The organism is Nitrospina gracilis 3/211 (genome assembly GCF_000341545.2).
Lineage (GTDB): Bacteria > Nitrospinota > Nitrospinia > Nitrospinales > Nitrospinaceae > Nitrospina > Nitrospina gracilis.
On the sequence record NZ_HG422173.1, the window covers coordinates 1,783,171 to 1,803,994 of the forward strand.

A 20,824-nucleotide genomic window follows, 5' to 3' on the forward strand; every position below is an offset into this window, starting at 1 on the left:
GCGGAATCCGGCATCCTCGCACCGGAAGCGGAGGTGGTGGCCGAGCATTTTCACAAAACCGCCCTCGCCGAAAACTATGTTAGACTGAAAAAACGTGAAACCCGGCGGACAGGCGACACCTGTTTGTCTTTTTTTATTTGGAAAACGGTTGATCCATGACGGAACTCCAGACAGTTGAGATCGGCACCGACTGCAAGGTCGTCGTCGCCATGAGCGGCGGGGTGGACAGCTCCGTCGCCGCCGCCCTGCTGAAGGAACAGGGGTTCGACCTCGTCGGCATCTCGCTCCAGTTGTGGAACTACAGCTGGGACACGGACAACCGTTTCGGCACCTGCTGTTCGCTCGATGACCTGGGCGACGCCCGCCGCGTGGCGGAGCGTGTCGGCATCCCGTTCTACATCCTCAATCTCGAAAAAGAATTCCGCGAGGGCGTGGTCGATTACTTCGTCGATGAATACCTGAAGGGCCGCACGCCTATTCCCTGCACCGCCTGCAACAAGAAGCTCAAGTTCGACGAGCTCATGCACAAGGCGGAGGTGTACGGTTACGACTACATCGCCACCGGCCACTACGCCTCGGTGATGAAAGATTCGAGCGGACGCTACACCGTGCGGCGCGGACGCGATGCGTCGAAGGACCAGAGTTATTTCCTGTTCAACCTGTCGCAGGAGCAGTTGTCGCGCCTCGTGTTCCCGCTGGGCGACATGGAAAAGAAAGAGGTGAGAGGCCTCGCCGAAAAGTACCGCCTGAATGTCGCGGGCAAGGCGGAGTCGCACGAGATCTGTTTCATCCCCGACAACGATTACGCCAAGTTCATCGAGGGCGAAGTCGACGCGGCGCTGTTTCGTCCCGGCAACATTGTCACTGCCGACGGCGACGTGCTGGGCACCCACAAGGGCTATCCCGCCTACACCATCGGCCAGCGCAAGGGCCTCAATCTGGGCGGCCTGCCGGAGCCGTATTACGTGACCGCCATCGACACCGTCAACAACGAGGTGGTGGTGGGGCCGAAAAACGACCTGTTCCGCGAAGAGTTCACGGTGAGCGACGTGACGTGGCAGTTGGATCACTGCGAAGCGTTCGAGGCCGAGGTGCAGATCCGTTACCGCCATCAGCCGGTGGCCTGCGTGGTGACGCCGCTTCCCGGTGAGCGCGCGCGCATCCAGCTGGAACATCCCCAGCCTGCCATCACGCCGGGCCAGTCGGCGGTGTTTTATACGGACGACTGCATCGTCGGCGGGGGGTGGATTGAATGACCACTCCCCTGCAGGTTGCCGTGGAGGCGGCGCAGGCGGCGGGTCGTATTCAACGCGAACGCGCCGACTGCATCGGTGAAATCCGCTACAAGGGCGACATCAACCCCGTCACCGAAGTCGATCTCCTCTGCGAAAAAGAAATCATCGATCGCATCCAGAAAGCGTTCCCCGATCACGCCGTGCTGGCGGAAGAATCCGGTGAGACCGTCGGCCACGCCGATCACCTGTGGGTGATCGATCCACTGGACGGCACCATCAACTACGCGCACGGCTACCCCTGCTATTGCGTGTCCATCGCTTACCGTCACGAAAACGAAACCGTGGTCGGGGTGGTGTACAACCCCAGCCTCGACGAGTTGTTCGTCGCCGAGAAAGGGAAGGGGGCGACGATGAACGGCAAACCCATCGCCGTCTCGCCTCTTGCCAACCTGAAGGAGAGCCTGTTGGTGACGGGGTTCGCCTACGACATCCACACCGCGACGCACAACAACCTGGACCATTTCATCAACTTCATCAGCGCCTGCCAGGCGGTGCGCCGCGCCGGATCGGCTGCGCTCGATCTGTGTTACACGGCGATGGGCCGGTTCGAAGGGTTCTGGGAATTGAAGTTGAACACCTGGGACTATGCGGCTGGAGTGCTGATCCTGCAGGAAGCGGGTGGCCGCGTGACGCGGTTCGACGGCACGCCGTTTCAGTACGGCGACCGCGAAATTTTGACGTCGAACGGACTCATCCACGACGCCATGATCGCCGTCCTCGAAAAAGGCAGCAGCCGCGGCACGCTGATGAAATGACCTCGCTCACTTGTCTGGTTTGATGAGGTAAGTGTAGCCGGACAGCCCTTCCTTGTACAGGTTCAGAAACTGGTCGGCTTCTTCCTGAGAAAGTCTGCCGTTCTGTACGCTGTGGAACAGGAATCCCGCCATGCGTCCCGCCAGCTCTTCCGCGCGGAACTGCACGTAGTCGAGCACGTCCGTGACGTCCTCTCCCTCGATGATCTGCTCGTACTTGAGCGTCCCGTCCTTTTTCAATGACACGTGAACGGTGTTGGTGTCGCCGAACAGGTTGTGCAGGTCGCCCAGGATTTCCTGGTATGCGCCGGTGAGGAAGATGCCGATGCGGTACGGCTCGCTGTTCACGGAATGCAGAGGCAGGGTGCGTTCCATATTGTGGTTGCCGATGAAGGTGTCGATCATGCCGTCGGAGTCGCAGGTCAGGTCCATCAGCGTCGCTTCGCGCGACGGGTGTTCGTTCAAACGTTGCAGGGGCACGATGGGAAACACCTGGTCGATCGCCCACGAGTCGGGGAGCGACTGGAACACGGAGAAGTTGCAGAAGTACTTGTCGGCGAGGCGCTGGTTGAGCGTCTTTAGCTCGTCCGGCATGTACTTGAGGCGCGACGCCAGGTCCTGAATCTTGCGGCAGATGCCCCAGAACAGTTTGTCGGCGATGGCCTTGTCCTTCAGCGCGATCATGCCCAGCGAAAACTGGTTCTGCGACTGGTCTTTCAAGTCAAGCGCGTCGTGCCAGGATTCGGTGATGTTCTTGTTCGACGCCTGTTCGAGGACATAGTGCAATTCCTGCACCACGCTCGGCGCGTCGTCGTCGATCTGGAAATCGTGATCCGAGTCCGGGAACGAGGCCACCTCCAGCACGTTGAACACGAGAATGGAGTGGTACGCCGTCATGGCGCGGCCGGACTCCGAGATGATGTTCGGGTGCGGCAGGTTTTCCGTCTCGCAGATTTCCGAGAGGTGGTAGATGACGTCGTTGGCGTACTCCTGCACGGTGTAGTTGGTGCTGGAGGCGAAGGTAGATTTCGATCCGTCGTAATCCACGCCAAGCCCGCCGCCGACGTCGATGAATTTCAAATTGCAACCCATCTTCATGAGTTCGGAGTAGTAGCGGCCGACTTCCTTCAGGCTGTTCTTGATGCGGCGGATGTTTGTGATCTGACTGCCGAGGTGGAAGTGGATGAGCTGGATGCAGTCCAGCGCCCCTTCTTTGCGGGCGATCTCCACCGCTTCGACGGTCTCCATCGGGCTCAGGCCGAACTTCGAATATTCGCCGCCGGAGGACGCCCAGCGTCCGGCGCCTGCGGAAAACAGCTTGATGCGCAGGCCGATGTTCGGCGTCACGCCGATTTCTTTCGCCACGCGGAGCGTCATGTTGAGTTCCGACAATCGCTCGACCACGATGAACACGCGTTTGCCCAGTTTCTGCCCCATTAACGCGAGGCGGATGAACGACTCATCCTTGTAACCGTTGCAGATGAGCAGGGCCTCGGGATTGTCCATGATGGCGAGGATGGCGTGGAGCTCCGGCTTCGATCCGGCTTCGAGACCGATGTTGTGGTCGCGGCCGAACTTCACGATCTCTTCGACCACCTGCCTCTGCTGGTTGACCTTGATCGGGTACACGCCGTGGTACTCGCCGGTGTAGTTGTGGTCCACGGCGGCTTTTTTGAACGCATGGGCCAGCTTGGCGATGCTGGACTTGAGGATGTCCGAGAAACGGATCAGCACGGGCAGGGAATAGCCTTTGGCCTTGATGTCGTCCACCAGCAGTTTCAGGTCGACGGTATGCTGGTTGGCCTGGTCCGGGCGGACGATGATGTGGCCTTTTTCGTTGATGCCGAAGTAGCCGCACCCCCAGCCGTCGATGTTGTACAATTCCCTCGATTTTTCAATGGTCCATTTCTGCATTCCGGATCCGTGTCCTCTGGTGAGCGTTCTTGAGAAAATGAGCGTATTTGTTCAGTTTTAAAAGAGACCCCCGGACGATGTCAAGCAGAAAACAGGGGTGGGGGTGGCAGGAGGTCCAAAAGCGGTTTTTGCGGGTGCGGGATTTGTGTTATAAAGGCCGGACCTCGTTTCCCAGTCCCATCGGTAACCCCCTTTCAGGAGAGAGCATGAAAATCGAAGATGTGGACGTCCGCGACATCGCCCGGCATTACGGCACCCCGGTGTACGTGTACAGCCTGAAAACCCTGCGCGCCGCCATCGCGGAGATCAAAACCCTCGCGCCGGTGGTGCGCTACGCCATGAAGGCGGAATCGAACCGCGTCATCCTTCAGGAGATGAAGAAGCAGGGGATTCATATCGACGCCGTCAGCGTGCTGGAAGTCCAGCGCGCCCTGCGCGCGGGCTTCGATGCGTCGGAAGTCTGCTTCACCAGCGACGTGTTCTTTCACGCTTCGGACGCCGAGTACTGCATCGAGAACAACGTGTACACCAACTGCGGCACGCTGGGGATGCTCCGCGAGTACGGGGAGACCCTGAAACGGCTCGGCAAGGGATCGAACAAGGTGTCCATCCGAATCAACCCCGGCGAGGGATCGGGCCACTCGAAAAAAACCAATACCGGCGGCCCCTACAGCAAGCACGGCATCTGGCACCAGAGCCTCGACGAGGCGCGCGCGATCGCGAAAGAGTACGGCCTTATCATCAACGGCGTGCACATCCACATCGGCTCCGGCGGCGACATGGAGCACCTGAAACGGCTGACCGGCAAGCTGGTGGAGTTCGCCAAACAGTTTGACGACGTGGAGGTGATCAATTTCGGCGGCGGCCTGCCGTACCAGTACCGGGAAGGTCAGCCGGAGGCCGACGTCTCGGCCTACAAACCGATCCTGGAAGAACGCCTCGCCATCCTGGAAAAACATTTCGGCCGCAAGATCCGCTGTGAGATCGAGCCCGGCCGCAGGTTCGTCGCCGGGTGCGGCTATCTCCTGGGCGAGGTGCGGGCGCTCAACCACACGCTGGACGAGAACGGCAAGCGCCTCGATTACGTGCTGGGCAACATCGGCTTCTGTCATTTGCTTCGGCCGATGGCCTACGGCTCGTACCACGCCATTCAGTTCGTCGGCGACAAGATGGGCCCGGAGCAGGACGTGATCGTTGCCGGGCCGGTGTGCGAGTCGGGTGACGTACTGACTCAGGAGAACGAGGAACCGGTGCCGCGCAAACTGCCCTTGCCCAATCCGGGCGACATCATGGTGGTGGGGGGCGCGGGAGCGTACGGCTTCGTCATGTCGTCGAACTACAACACCCAGCCGCTTCTGCCGGAAGTCGTGGTGGACGGTAGCAAGTGCATTCTCGCCCGCCGCCGCCAGACCCCTCGACGACATCCTGAGAGAAGAAGACGAAGTGTGAAGTCAAGAAGTAGTAAGAGTTTGTTTTGGAATATGTTTTAAAATTAAAGAAATAGAAGGGAAGGCGAATATGTTGATTATGTGAATAAATTAAACTAGTGGAGTATTTATGAGCAACCTTTTCGAAGATACCCCTCAAAAAGACCTTTCATGGTTATTAACTCAAATTAATCAGCGTGAAATTGCGTTGCCGGACTTTCAAAGGGATTTTGTATGGGATCCCTCGGCAACCCAGGAATTAATAGTCTCAATAGCAAACAACTACCCCGCTGGCTCCCTTCTTGCGATTAGAAATACCAATAATTATTTTGCCGCTCGTGAAGTTGAAGGTGCGCCTTTTTTTAAACGGAGCAAAGCCAACTTATTTGATTCTGGATGGACAACAGAGATTAACGTCTCTTTATCAAGCATTTTATGGTGTGGGAGAGTATTTATATTTTTTAGATTTGAATGTTCTTGATGAGGAAGGCGATTTTGAGGAGGCGATATATCACGTTAAAGCTAATGCAAAACGTGGATGGCAAGCCAAGGAATTAAAGAAATACAGTGAATTTAAGGGGCAATGTGAAGACTGGGTGTTTCCGCTTTGGGTTCTTTTCGGAGATAAGGATGGGTATCAAGGTTGGGCTAAAAAGGTTTGCAGGAGTGTAAGTGGGGAAAAAAGAGATGAGTTTGAAGACAGCCTTGATCAAATTAGGAGTGACTGGATTAAGTATATAGAAGCGTACAAATTTCCGGTTGTGTTGCTTTCTGATGAAACCAAAACCGATGCTGTTTGTACAATTTTTGAAACATTAAATAGAACGGGAGTTAAGTTAAGTGTTTTTGATTTATTAGCCGCGCGTTTTTGGCCTGAGAATGTAAAGTTAAGAGAAATGTGGGAGAAAGCTATATCAGAATTTCAGATAATTGAGGATTTTCAGATTGATCCTTATTATGTTCTTCAAGCTATTGCATTGTTAAGTTCCGAAAAAGCCCCATCTTGCAAGCGAAAGGATGTCCTCAGCTTAACCTCTCAGCATGTTAAAGAAACTTGGTCGAATGCAATTAAGGGTTTAGCAGATACCTTGAATATTCTCCAAGAGGATTGCGGAGTATTCATTCCAAAATGGTTACCTTATAACACTATTCTTATACCCTTTACTGCAATTTTGGCGAGATTCAACGATGGGCAAGGTCTTGCAGTGGGTGAAGTAAGGCAAAAACTGGTTCGTTGGTTTTGGTGCTCGGTATTTGGGCAAGCCTATGAGAATTCACCAAATTCTATGGCCGCAAAAGATTTCATTGAGGTCGCTAATTGGTTGTCAGGAGGTGAGATTCCTGGCGATATAAAGTCGTTTACCTTTGTGCCTGAATCGCTTTATGAGGTTACCCCAAAGCAACGTGCGCTCTATCGAGGAACGATTTCATTGATTCTTTCAAATGGTCCCAGAGATTTTTATGAAGCCAAGCCGATTACAAAAGCCCTGACGGGTGAAAATCCTGTAGATGATCATCATATTTTTCCTAATGGATATTTAAAAGATCACGGTGTGGAAGAGACTAAAAGAAGAGATTTGGTTCTTAATAGAACTTTGATTGATAAGAAAACAAATATACGCTTAAGCAAGCGCGATCCTAGCGAATATTTTAGTGAAATAAAAAATAGCTTAGGAGAACCGGGATTTGTAAAACTATTAAATTCCCATTTGATTCCATCGGGCAATGATTCGGCTATTTTTAAAAACGATTATGAAAGTTTTCTAGAGTATAGATGTCAAAAATTGAGTGAACTGGTAAAGAAGGCTACGTCATAAAAAACTAATCTTTCTCAAACAGCGGGTCGATCTGCTGGGCCATTTCAACGTCGGCCATGGTGACGCCGCTGACCGTGTGCGTCCAGTAGCGCACGGTGATGCGTTTGTAATGGATCAGGATGTCGGGATGGTGGTTCTCCTTCTCCGCTTCTTCGGCCACCTGGCGGACGAAGTCGATTCCTTTCAAGTATTCCTTGGCGCGGTACACGCGGTAGATGAAGGGCAGGCCCTTCTCGTTTTTATCGACCTTCCATTCCGGCGCCATCTCTTGCAGTTTCTGCTGAAGCTCGTCGTCGCTCAATGCGGTTTTCTGTACCATGATTCGTCCCTCATCTATTCAAGAAGACCGTGAGGTCTTGGTTTTAAATTAACACATAGATTCTTCGTCGCCTGTGGCTCCTCAGAATGACAGGGCTGAATTTGAATTGTCATTCTGAGCGAAGCGAAGAATCTATGTTTTATCTTTGATCATCGATTCTTACTTCCCGCCGTCGATTTCCTCCAGTCGTTTGCGCAGGGTGACGGGGTGGACTTTGTAGATGAAGCTGTCCTCGCCGTTCAGCCGCACCACGGGAATTTTTTCCTTGTAGGCTTCGAACAGGGCGGCGTCGGATTCGATGTCCGTGAGCCTCAGCGTCGCCGGGTAGTCGGCGAGGACCGTCTCCACCACCTCTTTCGCCTCGTCGCACAGACAGCAGTCCGCCTTGGTCAGGATTTCGATGTCGATCATAACGCTGTCCGCCGTTCCTTTACATCGAGTGGGTCATGGTGGTGACCTTGCCCCAGATGATGAGCGCGAGAGACAGCACGATGCAGGTTGCGAGAATGGCCGTGGCCACCGGGCGCTTGCGCCAGTCGCGTTCCGGACTGCGGTCGATGAACGGCACCGCGACGAGGAACAATACGATGAGCGCGGGCGCGACGATCAGAAACGGCACCCACAAATTTTCCAGCGCGTAGATCCAGACGAACTGCCACGGCGGTTTCGTGACCTCCATCCCGAACACCGGATCGTCGCCCAAGGGCGGCGCGATGGTGAGTGCCAGAATGCAGACAATGAAGATCACCTCCGCGCCCGCCATGTTCAAATATTGCAGGTGGCGGGTGAACGGCATGTGCCGCTGGACCACCGGCGGTGTGTCCATCTCGCTCGAAGCCTTGTGGGTGTCGCCCACCTCCGGCTGACCCGGCAGCGGTGACAGCTTGTGGTATTTGATATAGAACAGGTGCAGTCCGAGCAGGGGAATGGTGATGACGGGCAGGAGGCTGATGTGGGCCATGTACACGCGGTTGAGGATCGGCACCCCCTGCGCGAACTTCTCCGTCAGCGGGTAACCGAGGATACCCAGGTTGTCCGCCACCCAGTTGAAATGCATGAGCGCTTCATACCCTTCCTGATCCCACTTGAGCACCGTGCCCGTAAACAGGAAGCCGACCATCATCAGCAGGAGTCCCACGCCGATCAGCCAGTTGACTTCGCGCGGCGCCTTGTAGGCCGCGGTGTGCGCGACGCGGATCATGTGTAATAGCAGGGTGACGGTCAACGCCTCCGCCGCCCAGAAATGCAGGCCGCGCAGGAACCATCCCAGATACACCTGGTCCATCAGGTAATGCACGCTGGCGTTGGCGCGTTCCGGGTTCGGCACGTAAAACTGCGCCAGCAGGATGCCGGTGATGAGAAGGATGGAGAAGGACGACAGTGTCATGCCGCCCAGCGAATAGCGGATGGTGTTGGCGTGTTCGGGGATGGGGTACTCCAGCTCCTTGTAGCCGAGCCGGTCTTTCACTGTCTCAACGATTCCATTCGCCATGAACGGCCTCCGGGGGTTGCCGGTGTGGGAGCCGGGGATTAAGAATCGGTCGGGCGCTTGAGAAACAAGATGCCGGCCACCAGACCGGATAAGACGGTGATGCCTACGGCGAGGCCGTAGCCTTTGCTGGACGAAGCGACCATTTCATGCGTCGCCTGTTCGATGTGCTGTTTATCTTTCATGTCCGCCATGTCGTGCCCGGAAAGATCCATCATCTCCCCCTGCATTGAGGAATCCATCGACCCCGCGCCGAGGCCCAGGGGATCGTCCTCCAGTCCGAGAGAGGGAGAGGCGCTCTGCTCCTTGCCCGGCATTCCGGAGCCCGTGCCGTAATCGACCGCATTGCCCGAACCCATGCCATATTCGACAGGTTCGGTCGAATGCCCCGCATGCGAGTCCATCGGCAGGTCCTCGATCAGTTTGACCGGAGAGCCGACGGCGGGTTGTTCCTCGATGGTGGTTTCGTGATCGTCGTGTTTTTCGCCGCCGTGAGCGAAGGCGAACGCGGGCAGGCAGGACAGGCAAAGCATGAGAACCAGTATGCGTAAAGGAATCATATCCGGGTCACTCCTCAGGATTGCTCCACGAGTTGCTGGAATGCGGCCATCGCGTCTTCCGTCGCCCAGTCGCGCGGGCCGATGGCCTTGTGCACGATGACGCCGCTTTTGCTGACGATGAAGGTTTCCGGCACGCCGGTGGTCTTGTACACCTGCTTGGCAATTTCCTCATCCGGGTCGAGCAGGACCGGGAAGGTGAGGTTGTATTCTTCCATGAATGGCTGGATCAGTTTTTGATCCTTGTCCACGCTGATGGTCAGCATTTCGAATCCCCGGTCCTTGAACTTGTCGTACACCTTCTGCATGGAGGGCATTTCCACCTTGCAGGTGGCGCACCACGTGGCCCAGAAGTTGATGAACACCACTTTTCCGCGGTAGTCCTTGAGGGAGATCTTGCCGCCGTTCAGGGTGGGCAGTTCGAAGCCGGGCGCGAGGAACGCCTCCGCCGGGTACTCGGTCTCAAACGGCTTCGGCGGCACGTTGTCCAGCGCCTTCACAAAAATAAAAAGGAGGGCCGCCGCGAGGAGCGAGTAGGGGATATAGACGCTGACAGGTTTCTTTTCCAGGACGTGTTCCATTTTCTTTTTTTCGGTCCGATCTTTCAATTACAGGTGCCGTTTGTAGGGGCGGTAAAACCGGTCGTCCACCGCCTTCACGATTTCATCGAGGGTCTTGCCGGATTTGTACAGTTCGTACGCGTAGATCACTTCGTCGATGCACACGCCGCATTTGGAACCGTGCATGGTGGTGAAGCAGGTCAGGAGCGTTTTGTGACCGTGATCGCGTTTGCAGTAACAATAACAGAACTGGCTGTCGATCACTTTCGGGATTTCCGCCGCGTACCGGTAGGCAAGCGCCGCCTTGCCGGTGAACAGCGCCGGGGTCAGAACCGGCCGCGTCTCGATCAGGTTGCCCATGGCCGGGGCCACCGGTGTGGGAGCCGGTTGGAGATACAGGTATCCGCCGAACAGGATCGCTCCCACCACGGCGCCGAACACCGCCGGGAGCGTGTATTTTTTGTTGGATTTGGCGGACATCCGCGGCTTCTGGTTCTTTTTGGACTTTTTCTTTCCCATGATTATCCGGTGGTGAAAGGGTGGGATGAAGGATTTATGTTTTCAGACATTATATAATTTAGGCTTTCGGCCTTTCAAGGGTTTTGGGTCACCGTTTGGGCGGGTACCATTTGCTCAGGCGGGTTGGGGAAAATCCCATCAAAAAAAGGGAGGCGATCAGAATGTTGCGCGAAGTGGTCCAAATCAGTCCCTCGGCATGCCAGCGGCGCGCGGAGGTGGAAACAGCCTCACGCAGGATCACCGTCCGGCCGCGTTTTTTAAGGCGGCGGAAAAAATCCAGGTCCTCGCAGATGGGCAGGGGAGAAAACCCTCCCAGTTCGTGAAACACCTCCGGCAGAACGAAAATGCCCTGGTCCCCGTACACCAGGTTCAGGTAGCGCGAGCGCAGGGTGGCCAGGCGTGAAATGGTCTGCAAAGCGGGCCGTTGCGAGTCGATCGCCAAGCTGAACGCGCCCCCGATGTGCCGTCCCCGTTGCATCACCGCCACCATGCGTTGGAATCCCGTCTCATCCAGATGGCTGTCGGCGTGCAGGAACAGCAGGAGATTGCCCTGCGCTTCTTTGGCGGCGGCATTCATCTGTGGAGCGCGCCCGCGGGGAGATTCGATACAGCGCACGCCGTGGCGCTCGGCAATGGACCGGGTGTCGTCGTCACTGCCGCCGTCTCCGATCAGGATTTCGTATGGCGAAATCCGGGTCAGCCGCTCCAGCGTATCCGGCAGCAGACGGGATTCGTTCCAGGTCGGTATGATGACCGATACGTTCAAGGCCGGTTCCCTTTTTCCGGTGGGTTCACCGGGTGGGGTTATCGAAATATGGATAGATTGTGTTGCGCCCCTGTCGCCGGAAGTAAAGCACAAAACTCCCTGCGTTACAACGGTTTGACCCGGAAGGACGGGATTTGTGAAAAACGCAGTTCCATACAGGGTGGGACCTGATCCCCGTAATTTCAAAGCTGGGTCGCAAATTCGGCCTTCACCCTACATTTCGCCGCCAAAATGGTATAAAATTCATTTTAGTGGTTATAACGACCTGTTAATCCCAACTGTCCCATAGGTGTCTGGGGCTTTATTTATGCTCGCCCATTTTATTGATTCCAAACCGTTTCAGTGCGGCTACTTCAAGGACCGCGAGTCCTTGTTCGAAGAGTACCTGCTGGAGGATATCTCAGAAGTCGAATTCGACTACATGCTGGCCCATGGCATGCGTCATTTCGGGGAGTATTATTTCCGCCCCCGTTGCGGAAACTGCCACCAATGTGTGCCCATCCGCGTGCGGGTGGAGGAATTCCGCATGACGAGGAGCCAGAAACGGGCGCTCAAGGCATGCGAGGGTATTGAAATCCGCATGGGGCTGCCCCAGTTTACCAAGGAAAAATTCCGCCTCTACCTCGAACACAAAAAACGGTTTCACGCCCTGCAGGACGATGTGGAGGACGAGCAGAACTTCCGCCTGTCGTTTTACGTGAACACTCCGTTCGGAATGGAGTTTGAGTATTATTACAACGGCGAACTGATAGGGGTGGCGCTGGCGGATGTGACCCAGCGGTCTTTTTCTGCAATCTATACCTTTTACAGCAATCCGGTATCGCAGATGAGTCTGGGCACCTTCAGTGTGCTCAAGCAAATCCAACTTTGCCAGAGGCGGGGCATTCCTTACTATTACATGGGCTACTTCATTTCACACAACCACTCGCTGGCATACAAGGCCAACTTCCGACCCAACGAAATTTACATCAACAATGAATGGAGGCCCTTCCGCAATGCTCAGGGCGACTTCCTGGTGCCGGAGAGTCAGGTGTACTGGGTGAACAACGATGCCCTGGTCAAGGCCGCATCCCATTCCGCCAGGGTGGTGCAGTCGCTCTGACCCGGGAACAAGTCCGTTTGATGTTCTTCCCTAAAGAATATTGAAGAAAACCAGGTAGAGCCAGATCACCAGCAGGACGTTGAAGATCACGCCGATGTGAAACAAAACGTTGAAGAGCTTGCTGTAGGTGTATTTGTAGTCCATGTCGAACCCTCCTAATCCATGACCAGCGTGACCAGGCGCTGTGCCAGCGCCGAATTGCGGATTTCCTGAATCACCGGCGGATCCATCAGATTCAGGCTCATGTAAAGCCGCTCCAGCCTGTCGAAGGTACTGGAGGCGATCATGGCCTGCCCGCCCGCGTCGCGGATTTCGTTTCGCCAGATGCTGAGCACGCGCAGGGTTTTGAGGTTTTCCGACCGCGAAAGCGCCAGGGCGCCTTCATTGCCGATGCGGTTGGAACAAAGGTAGAGGCGCTCGATGCCGGTCAGGGTTTTGGAATTGGCCAGGGCCACCGCCCCCTCGTCGCCCATCTGGGTGCTGTCCAGGTGGAGCGCCTTGAGATTCGGAAAATTGGGGGATTCGGCAATGGCCTTCACGCCCTCGGGACCGATGGGATTGAAATCGAGAAACAACTCTTCCAGGTTTTGAAAGTGGGTCGAGTTCGCCAGCGCCTTCGCACCTTCGGCGGTGATGGCGTTGGCCTCCAGCATCAGGCATTTGAGCGGCTTCACCCACTCGGAACGGGCGAGGCTCCGCGCCGCGCCGTCTCCCAGCAGATTGTGATTCAGGTACAGATACTGGAGGTTCCCGGAGACCTGCTCAAGGGATTCGATCGCCGCATCGGTCAGCTGGTTGTTGCTGATGTACAGCTTTTCCACTTCCGGAAAGGTTTCCCAGTTCGCGAGGTGTTTCAGCTCTTCCGTGCCCAGGTCTTTTTCATCCAGATCCAGCATTTTTTCCGGCGCGAAATACTGCACCTGAAACATCTGGTCGAATTTGGTGTTCACAGCCTCATCCAATTCCAATTCCTCCGGGTGCCTCTTAATTTAGATGTTGCGGGAGTGCATTTTGATGTAATAATTTATAGGATTTCCAGGTAAATAGCAATCGGCCGGAAATCGTGTTTCCTCATCAGCTTAAGGACCGTTTTCCTGGTCCACAATCCATTCCCCAAAGCATATTCATATGATTATTGGCGTTCCAAAAGAAATCAAGGAAGATGAATACCGCGTGTCCATGACACCGGCGGGGGTGACGGAGCTCATCGCCGACGGCCATACCGTACTGGTGGAGGAGTCCGCAGGAGAGGGAAGCGGCATCTCCGACGACGATTACGCCTGTACGGGAGCGAAAATCCTTTCCTGCAAGGAGGTGTTCGAGCAGGCGGACATGATCATCAAGGTCAAGGAACCCCTGCCGGAGGAGTTTCCACGCCTGCGCGAAAACCAGATCCTGTACACTTACCTGCATCTGGCGCCGGCTCCGGAGCTCACCCAGGGCCTGCTCGACCGCAAGGTGGCGGGCATCGCTTACGAAACGGTCCAGTTGGAAGACGGTTCCCTGCCGCTCCTGGTTCCAATGAGCGAGGTGGCGGGCCGCATGTCCGTGCACGAAGGCGCGAAGTACCTGGAGCGGGAAAACGGCGGACGCGGCATCCTGCTGGGCGGCGTGCCGGGAGTCGATCCGGGACACATCGTCATCATCGGCGGCGGCATCGTCGGTGTCAACGCGGCGAAGATGGCGATCGGCACCAGCGCTCGGGTGACCCTGCTGGACATCGATCTCGAACGCTTGCGTTTTGTCGACGACATATTCGGCGGCCGTGTGAAGACCATCATGTCGAACAAACTCAATTTGCGTGAGTACACGGCGATGGCGGATTTGGTCATCGGCGCGGTTCTGCTGACGGGCGCGCGGTCGCCACGACTCATCGCGCGCGACATGCTGAAGGACATGCGGACGGGATCGGTGGTGGTGGATGTGGGCATCGACCAGGGCGGCATACTGGAAACGTCGCGCCCGACCACCCACTCAAATCCGATTTTTGAAGTGGAGGGAGTCATCCACTACTGCGTGGCCAACATGCCGGGCGCGGTGGCGCGCACCTCCACCTACGCATTGACCAACGCCACCCTGCCGTACGCGCGGGAGCTGGCACGAAAGGGATTCAAGACGGCGTTGATGGAAAGCAAACCGCTTCGCTACGGACTCAACGTGTACAAGGGACACGTCACGCACCCCGCGGTGGCCGAGGCACTGGGCATGGAATACGTGCCGTTTGAAAAACTGCTGGACTGACCGGGCATTCCGGTTCGATCAACTTTTATGAAGACAGGACGCCCCATGCGTCATTCCAACTTTGTGCACCTGCACGTGCACACTCATTTCAGCCTGCTCGATTCGTCGCTCCGCCACGAGGCGCTGTTCAAACGCGCCGAAGAGCTCAAGATGCCGGCGGTGGCGATGACCGACCACGGAAACCTGTTCGGGGCGATGGAGTTCTACCAGGGCGCGCGCAAGCACGGTCTCAAACCCATCATCGGGTGCGAGGTGTATGTCGCGCCGGAAAGCCGCCTGAAGAAAGACGATAACTTCCGCCTGCGCGATGCCGCGCATCATCTGATTCTTCTCGCCCGCAACCAGACCGGTTACCAGAACCTCGTAAAACTGGTGACTTCCGGTTACCTCGAAGGATTTTATTACAAACCGCGCATCGATAAGGAACTGCTCGCCCAGCATGCGGAAGGCCTCATTGCATTGAGTTCGTGCAACCGCGGCGAGCTCGCCCATTACATCAACAAGGAAAACCTGCCGCGCGCGCTCAAGGTGGCGGAGCAGTACAAGGACATCATGGGCGAGGATAACTTCTACCTGGAACTGCAGAACCACAAGCTGGACTGGCAGGAACCGATCAATAAAGGATTGATCGAGATAGGCAAGAAACTCGATCTCCCCGTCGTCGCCACCAACAACTGTCATTACCTCGACCAGGAAGACTTCCGCTCGCACGAAATCCTGCTTTGCCTGCAAACCGGCAAGACGATGGACGACCCCTACCGCATGAAGTACCACTCCGACGAGTACTACTTCAAATCGCCCAAGGAAATGGAAGCGCTGTTCCGCGAAATTCCGGAGGCGATCGAGAACACCATCAAAATCGCCGAGCGGTGCAACCTCGACCTCGAAACCGGAGCGGACAACCTGCCGGAATACCCGGTGCCGGAAGCGCACACGCTGTACTCGTACCTCGAAGAACAGTCGCGGCTTGGACTTCAAAAGCGGTATGAGGAAATGGACAAGACGGGGCAGGAGTACGACCGCGCGGTGTACGAGGATCGGCTGGACGAGGAACTTGCCATCATCAAGAAGATGGGTTATCCGGGTTATTTTCTCATCGTGTGGGACTTCATCCGCTACGCGCGGGAGAACGGCATTCCCGTCGGACCCGGCCGCGGCTCGGCGGCGGGGAGCCTGGTCGCTTATTCGCTCCGCATCACCAACCTCGATCCCATTCACTACGGGCTCCTGTTCGAGCGATTCCTGAATCCGGAACGCGTCAGCATGCCGGATATCGACATCGACTTCTGCATGGAAAAGCGTGACGAAGTGATCCGGTATGTCACGGAAAAATACGGCGGGCACGATTTCGTGACGCAGATCATCACCTTTGGAAGCATGAACGCGAAGGGCGTCATCCGCGATGTCGGCCGCGTGCTGGGCCTGACCTACGGCGAGGTGGACAAGATCGCCAAGCTCGTACCGAACCGCCTCAACATAACGCTCACAGATGCGATGAACGAGGAACCGCGTTTCAAGGAGATGTCGAAGGAAAACGAGAATATACAGGAATTGCTGGACGTCGCGCTCAAACTGGAAGGCCTGCCGCGTCACTGCTCCACCCACGCGGCGGGCGTGGTCATCTCGCCCAAACCGCTCACCGAATTCCTGCCGCTGTACAAGGGCAACAACGACGAAATCGTGACCCAGTTCTCGATGAACAACATCGAAAAGCTGGGGCTGTTGAAGATGGACTTCCTCGGCCTGCGCACGCTCACCGTCATTCACAACGCGCTCCGGCTGATCCGTGAGTCGGAAGGGACGGAGCTCGACCTCGACGCCATTCCGAAAGACGATGCGGAAACCTACAAGTTGTTGAGCGAAGCCCGGACGCGCGGCGTGTTTCAGTTGGAAAGCTCCGGCATGCGCGACCTTCTGCTCAAGATGAAGCCGGACAGCTTCGAGGACATCATCGCGCTCCTGGCGCTGTTCCGTCCGGGTCCCCTGGAAAGCGGCATGGTGGACGACTACGTCAAGCGCAAGCACGGCACGCTGGAAGAAAAATACGAACTGCCGCAGTTGAAGGACATTCTGAAAGAAACGCACGGCGTCATCCTGTATCAGGAACAGGTGATGAAGATCGCCAACGTGCTGGCGGGTTTCACGCTGGGCGACGCCGACCTCCTGCGCCGCGCCATGGGCAAGAAGAAACCGGAAGAAATGGCGCAACAGCGCGAAAAGTTCTACACGGGCAGTCACAAGAACAAGATCCCGGACAAGAAATCGGAGCGCATCTTCGACCTGATGGAAAAGTTCGCGGGCTACGGTTTCAACAAGTCGCACAGCGCCGCGTATGCGCTGATCTCCTACCAGACCGCGTACTTGAAGGCGCACTATCCGCTCCAGTTTTTCGGCGCGCTGATCACCAGCGAAATGGACAACACCGACAAGGTGATCCGCTACATCAACGACTGCCGCGAGATGGGCATCCAGATGATGCCGCCCGACGTCAACCGCAGTTTCCGCGACTTCTCCATTCACGAAGACAAGCTGGTGTTCGGACTGGGAGCGATCAAGAACGTCGGCGCGTCGGCCATCGACATCATCATCGACACGCGCAACCAGGTGGGCGAGTTCACCTCGCTCAAGCAGTTCTGCGAATCGGTGGACCTGAACAAGGTGAACAAGCGCGTCATCGAAAGCCTGATCAAAAGCGGCGCGTTCGACTCCGTCGGTGAAAGCCGTGCCGGGATGGTGAAGCATCTTCAGGCGTACATGGACATGGGGCAGTCGCGCCAGCGCGACCGGCAGCTGGGCCAGTCCAGCATGTTCGATCTTTTGGGCGAAGAGGAAGAGGATATTGCGGTATCGTCGGAACCCGTGGAGGAATGGAGCGACCACGACCGCCTGAAATTCGAAAAGGAGACCATCGGCTTTTACGTGTCCGGCCATCCGCTGATGAAATATCAGAAGGACATCGCGTGGTTCACCGACGCCAACTCATCCAACCTGTCCGAGCGGCCGAATGGAAAAGAAGTCAGCATCGCGGGAGTGCCGTTCAAGATCATCACCAAGACCACGAAGAAGGGCGACAAGATGGCGCTCATGACGCTTGAGGATTTGCAGGGCACGGTGGAAGTCACCGTTTGGCCGGAGACATACAAGAACTCACTGGAGATTCTGGAGCAGGACGGGCCGATTCTGGTGAAGGGCACGGTGGAAGCCGACGACAACTGGCCGAAGGTGATCGCCAACGAGATCCGGCCGCTGGCCGAGGCGAAGGATCACTGGAAAGGAACGGTGCATGTCCACATCCGCACGCCGGGCCTGGAGAAGACCACCCTGCATTCAGTGAAGGACGTTCTGGCGCGTCATCCCGGCAACAACCAACTGCTCGTGCATTTCTTGTTTCCGGAAGGCGGACCGGCGAGGCAACGCACAGTGCAGGCCGAGCTCAAGGTGAAGCCCTGCGACGAGATCATCGAACAGATCGAGGAGTTGTTGGGCGAAAATTCGATCAACTTCGAATAGTTTTTTGAATTAATAGAATATGCGGGTGGGATTAAATTTTGGCTATGCATTAGATCAGAGAATTTATTTATATTTTTTATGTGCCCTAAATTTAAAAAAGGGATTTAGAAGAGTGAGGATAAGCTTTAAAAAGTTTGTTTTTGCTTTTGCGATAACCGGATTTTGTGTTGCTATTGCGCTTTATTTATTTTATGTGCTAGCTCTAAATGCTTCTCCTTTAGGAGATTTTGGGTTTAATTTATATATCCTTTTATTTCCGCCCGTTTTGGGAATAGTAGGAGCTTCTCCAGAAGAATCTCTTGTTGTTTTATTGCTGTTTCCAGCCCTTCTTAACTCCATCTATTATGCCATTTTGGGTTCTATATTGTGGTATGGCATCTATAAAAGCCGTTTAGTTCTTTTTGTATCAGTGGGTACGTTTTTATATTTTTGGTTTGATGTAATAAGATTTTTTAATTAACAATTCGCAAATAAAAATTTATCGTCAACTTCGAATAGCGTTGCGCCATTCGAGGTTGTCGCGGATGAGGTTCTGCACCGCTTCCATCTGTTCCGCCTGGCGCGCGCGGGACAGGCGAAAGGGAAGATCGACCTCCACCCCGTTTTCCCCCTGTACTTTGGGATAAGTGATGAACGGCAGGCCGATCAGAAACGCGGGCAGGAACAGTCCACTACCCGGCTCCACCGACTTGATGTCGTGCCACGTCAGCCACGCGCGCGGGTTGTGAAACGGAAAGTGCTTGCGCGAGTAGTGCATGGCGATGCCGTTTTTGCCGAGGGTGACGAAGTAGTTGCGCGGAAACAGGGCGCGGTTCTGCAGGATGAGGTGCATCACACGCACCAGGCCGACGATCAACACCACCGAGATGGCAAACACTCCCAGCGTGGTTGCGTTCAGCGAAACGTCATCCTTGAATCCAAACAGAACCAAAACAACGACGCTGGCCAGAAGAACCGGCAGGGGCGCCAGCATGAACAGGCCGTAAAACCGGATACCCAGTGCGGGGAGGCCGCGCGGGATCACCGCGTACAGCCCGTCGCCACAGTCGAAAAGAGCGGTATCCGGTTGATCTGCTTCGTGTTCCTCGAGGAAGACTTCCGCTTTTCGGAAATCCGTTTCGCACCATTCCGGTCGGCTCATGAATTTTCCAATTCCATCTCGGACGCGTTAAAATTGTGTGAGATAATAGCGGTTTTTCCACCACCCCTTCAACAGGCTTTATGAACACCACCCATTCGCTTGAAAATCGAACTCACCTCGATACCCTGGAAAACGGACTGACTGTCGTCACGGTCGAGATGCCGCACCTGCACACGCTGGACATCGGCATGTACATCCGTTCGGGGGTCCGTTTTGAAACACCGGCAAACAACGGTATCTCCCACTTTCTGGAGCACATGCTGTTCCGCGGCAACCGCAGGTACCCGGATTCGATCCTGCTCAACACCGAGTTCGAGAAAATAGGCCGCGGCCTGCGCGCCTCCACTTACACCGAACACACGCATTATGACTTCAGCCCGCATTATGAACAGTTGGAGCGGGGAATGGAACTGTTTTCCGATTTCTTCACCGAGCCCCTGTTCCCCAGCATCGAAGTCGAGCGCGAGATCATCCTGGAAGAATGTCTTGAAGATTTTAACGCGGAAGGTGTGAACGTGGATATCGACTACCACGCGTGCAAACTGCTGTACGGAGACGATCCGCTGGGTTATCCCATTATCGGGACCGAGGAGTCGATCAAGGCCATCGACACGGATCAACTCCGCCAGTTCTTCGAAACCTTCTATTGTCCCGGCAACATGGTGCTCGCCGGCGCAGGGGCGCTCAGCCACAACCGTTTTCTGGAGTTGGCCCAGCGCCACTTCGGTGGTTTTCCAAAGTGCGGACGGGTGATTCCAAAAAATCATTTTGTCGGTTCCGTAAATGAAAACCAGAAAGAACCCGCCTTGTTCATACAGAAACACGACGACAGCCAGGTCCAATTGCAAATCTGTTTCCGTTCGGTTTCATTCAACGATCCTGATTATTTCATTGTGTCGCTGATTGCCCTTATTTTCGACGATGGAACAGCCTCGCGTTTGCAGAAAACCCTGCGCGAGGACCGCGGTCTGGTGTATTCCGTACAGGCGCGGGAGACAGCGCTTTCCGACTGCGGCACGTTCGACTTCGACGTCAACGCGCGTCCGGAAAAAGTGCTGGAGATTGCCGACATCATTTTCCGGGAGATCAAAACCCTGCTCGTCGAGGGGCCGAGTGCCAATGAACTGGATTTTGTAAAAAAACGTTATGCTTACGAACTGGAGCTGGAATACGATTCGCCCTACAAGCAGTTGGTACGGTACGGTCAGGCGCCCTTGTACTCCACCGCGATTTCAGTTGAAGACGAACGGATGTTGATCGAAGGCATCACCATCGATGATGTCCGCCGCGTCGCCCGTCGTTTGTTTGTGGCGAACGGGCTCAACGTCGTGCTGGTGGGGCCGCATACCCCTCAGATGACACAGGGTTTGAATGAACTTGTTAACGGTTTTTAATTTTCTACCGAAAAATATTCC

Annotated in this window: 20 protein-coding genes; 10 read left to right on the forward strand and 10 right to left on the reverse strand. The window is 55.5% G+C overall.

Annotation, left to right across the window (positions count from 1 at the left end; all coding sequences use genetic code 11):
* Positions 1 to 155 precede the first annotated feature (155 nt).
* Positions 156 to 1,256 carry a tRNA 2-thiouridine(34) synthase MnmA gene (gene mnmA, locus TX82_RS08470; protein WP_005009367.1) on the forward strand — a complete coding sequence of 367 codons (1,101 nt, stop codon included), beginning with the start codon at positions 156 to 158 and terminating at the stop codon, positions 1,254 to 1,256.
* Positions 1,253 to 2,050: an inositol monophosphatase family protein gene (locus TX82_RS08475; protein ID WP_005009368.1), complete on the forward strand. Its 798-nt coding sequence runs from the start codon at positions 1,253 to 1,255 to the stop codon at positions 2,048 to 2,050. Before mnmA ends, TX82_RS08475 begins: the two co-directional genes overlap by 4 nt.
* A 6-nt stretch (positions 2,051 to 2,056) precedes the next feature.
* Here the strand turns inward: TX82_RS08475 and speA are convergent, their stop codons facing one another.
* The gene (speA, locus tag TX82_RS08480) at positions 2,057 to 3,961 is read right to left on the reverse strand and encodes a biosynthetic arginine decarboxylase (protein ID WP_005009369.1); all 1,905 of its coding nucleotides are present in this window, start codon (positions 3,959 to 3,961) and stop codon (positions 2,057 to 2,059) included.
* Positions 3,962 to 4,167: 206 nt separating this feature from the next.
* Between speA and TX82_RS08485 the strand changes: the two genes are divergently transcribed.
* From TX82_RS08485 to TX82_RS08490, 3 genes are all read left to right on the forward strand, one after another.
* Positions 4,168 to 5,451 (forward strand): diaminopimelate decarboxylase family protein, encoded by a 1,284-nt coding sequence (locus TX82_RS08485; protein WP_005009370.1) that lies wholly within the window; start codon positions 4,168 to 4,170, stop codon positions 5,449 to 5,451.
* A gap of 67 nt (positions 5,452 to 5,518) precedes the next feature.
* Positions 5,519 to 5,869 (forward strand): DUF262 domain-containing protein, encoded by a 351-nt coding sequence (locus TX82_RS16985; protein WP_005009371.1) that lies wholly within the window; start codon positions 5,519 to 5,521, stop codon positions 5,867 to 5,869.
* On the forward strand, positions 5,775 to 7,205 hold the full coding sequence (locus TX82_RS08490) for a GmrSD restriction endonuclease domain-containing protein (RefSeq protein WP_042250932.1): 1,431 nt from the start codon (positions 5,775 to 5,777) through the stop codon (positions 7,203 to 7,205). Before TX82_RS16985 ends, TX82_RS08490 begins: the two co-directional genes overlap by 95 nt.
* Positions 7,206 to 7,209: 4 nt before the next feature.
* Here TX82_RS08490 and TX82_RS08495 read toward each other — a convergent pair whose 3' ends face one another.
* The 7 genes from TX82_RS08495 to TX82_RS08525 form a co-directional block, all read right to left on the reverse strand.
* Positions 7,210 to 7,524 carry a 4a-hydroxytetrahydrobiopterin dehydratase gene (locus tag TX82_RS08495; RefSeq protein ID WP_005009373.1) on the reverse strand — a complete coding sequence of 105 codons (315 nt, stop codon included), beginning with the start codon at positions 7,522 to 7,524 and terminating at the stop codon, positions 7,210 to 7,212.
* A 159-nt stretch (positions 7,525 to 7,683) separates the two neighbouring features.
* Entirely contained in the window at positions 7,684 to 7,935 is a 252-nt protein-coding gene (locus TX82_RS08500; RefSeq protein ID WP_005009374.1) for a glutaredoxin family protein, read from the reverse strand.
* Positions 7,936 to 7,954: 19 nt separating this feature from the next.
* On the reverse strand, positions 7,955 to 9,016 hold the full coding sequence (locus TX82_RS08505; RefSeq protein WP_005009375.1) for a cytochrome b: 1,062 nt from the start codon (positions 9,014 to 9,016) through the stop codon (positions 7,955 to 7,957).
* 38 nt (positions 9,017 to 9,054) lie between these two features.
* Complete coding sequence (locus TX82_RS08510) at positions 9,055 to 9,573, reverse strand: hypothetical protein (RefSeq protein ID WP_005009376.1); 519 nt, start codon at positions 9,571 to 9,573, stop codon at positions 9,055 to 9,057.
* A gap of 14 nt (positions 9,574 to 9,587) precedes the next feature.
* A complete protein-coding gene (locus TX82_RS08515; protein WP_005009377.1) occupies positions 9,588 to 10,151 on the reverse strand; it encodes a peroxiredoxin family protein in 564 nt (187 codons plus the stop codon).
* 27 nt (positions 10,152 to 10,178) lie between these two features.
* Positions 10,179 to 10,649: a CYCXC family (seleno)protein gene (locus tag TX82_RS08520; protein ID WP_005009378.1), complete on the reverse strand. Its 471-nt coding sequence runs from the start codon at positions 10,647 to 10,649 to the stop codon at positions 10,179 to 10,181.
* A gap of 88 nt (positions 10,650 to 10,737) precedes the next feature.
* Positions 10,738 to 11,415, reverse strand: coding sequence for a TIGR04283 family arsenosugar biosynthesis glycosyltransferase (locus TX82_RS08525; RefSeq protein WP_005009379.1), 678 nt, complete (start codon positions 11,413 to 11,415; stop codon positions 10,738 to 10,740).
* Positions 11,416 to 11,722: 307 nt separating this feature from the next.
* On the opposite strand from TX82_RS08525, the gene TX82_RS08530 reads away from it, so the two are divergent.
* The gene (locus TX82_RS08530; RefSeq protein WP_005009380.1) at positions 11,723 to 12,517 is read left to right on the forward strand and encodes an arginyltransferase; all 795 of its coding nucleotides are present in this window, start codon (positions 11,723 to 11,725) and stop codon (positions 12,515 to 12,517) included.
* Between the two features lie 155 nt (positions 12,518 to 12,672).
* Here the strand turns inward: TX82_RS08530 and TX82_RS08535 are convergent, their stop codons facing one another.
* Complete coding sequence (locus TX82_RS08535) at positions 12,673 to 13,467, reverse strand: leucine-rich repeat domain-containing protein (protein ID WP_237100672.1); 795 nt, start codon at positions 13,465 to 13,467, stop codon at positions 12,673 to 12,675.
* Positions 13,468 to 13,645: 178 nt separating this feature from the next.
* On the opposite strand from TX82_RS08535, the gene ald reads away from it, so the two are divergent.
* Genes ald through TX82_RS16000 form a run of 3 tightly spaced genes read left to right on the forward strand, consistent with a single transcriptional unit; the run spans position 13,646 to position 18,728 of the window.
* Complete coding sequence (gene ald, locus TX82_RS08540; RefSeq protein WP_005009383.1) at positions 13,646 to 14,758, forward strand: alanine dehydrogenase; 1,113 nt, start codon at positions 13,646 to 13,648, stop codon at positions 14,756 to 14,758.
* A 45-nt stretch (positions 14,759 to 14,803) separates the two neighbouring features.
* A complete protein-coding gene (gene dnaE, locus TX82_RS08545; protein WP_005009385.1) occupies positions 14,804 to 18,268 on the forward strand; it encodes a DNA polymerase III subunit alpha in 3,465 nt (1,154 codons plus the stop codon).
* A gap of 19 nt (positions 18,269 to 18,287) precedes the next feature.
* The gene (locus TX82_RS16000) at positions 18,288 to 18,728 is read left to right on the forward strand and encodes a hypothetical protein (RefSeq protein WP_005009386.1); all 441 of its coding nucleotides are present in this window, start codon (positions 18,288 to 18,290) and stop codon (positions 18,726 to 18,728) included.
* Between the two features lie 24 nt (positions 18,729 to 18,752).
* Here TX82_RS16000 and TX82_RS08550 read toward each other — a convergent pair whose 3' ends face one another.
* Positions 18,753 to 19,409 carry a hypothetical protein gene (locus tag TX82_RS08550; protein WP_005009387.1) on the reverse strand — a complete coding sequence of 219 codons (657 nt, stop codon included), beginning with the start codon at positions 19,407 to 19,409 and terminating at the stop codon, positions 18,753 to 18,755.
* Between the two features lie 80 nt (positions 19,410 to 19,489).
* Between TX82_RS08550 and TX82_RS08555 the strand changes: the two genes are divergently transcribed.
* Entirely contained in the window at positions 19,490 to 20,803 is a 1,314-nt protein-coding gene (locus TX82_RS08555; RefSeq protein ID WP_005009388.1) for a M16 family metallopeptidase, read from the forward strand.
* Positions 20,804 to 20,824 lie beyond the last annotated feature (21 nt).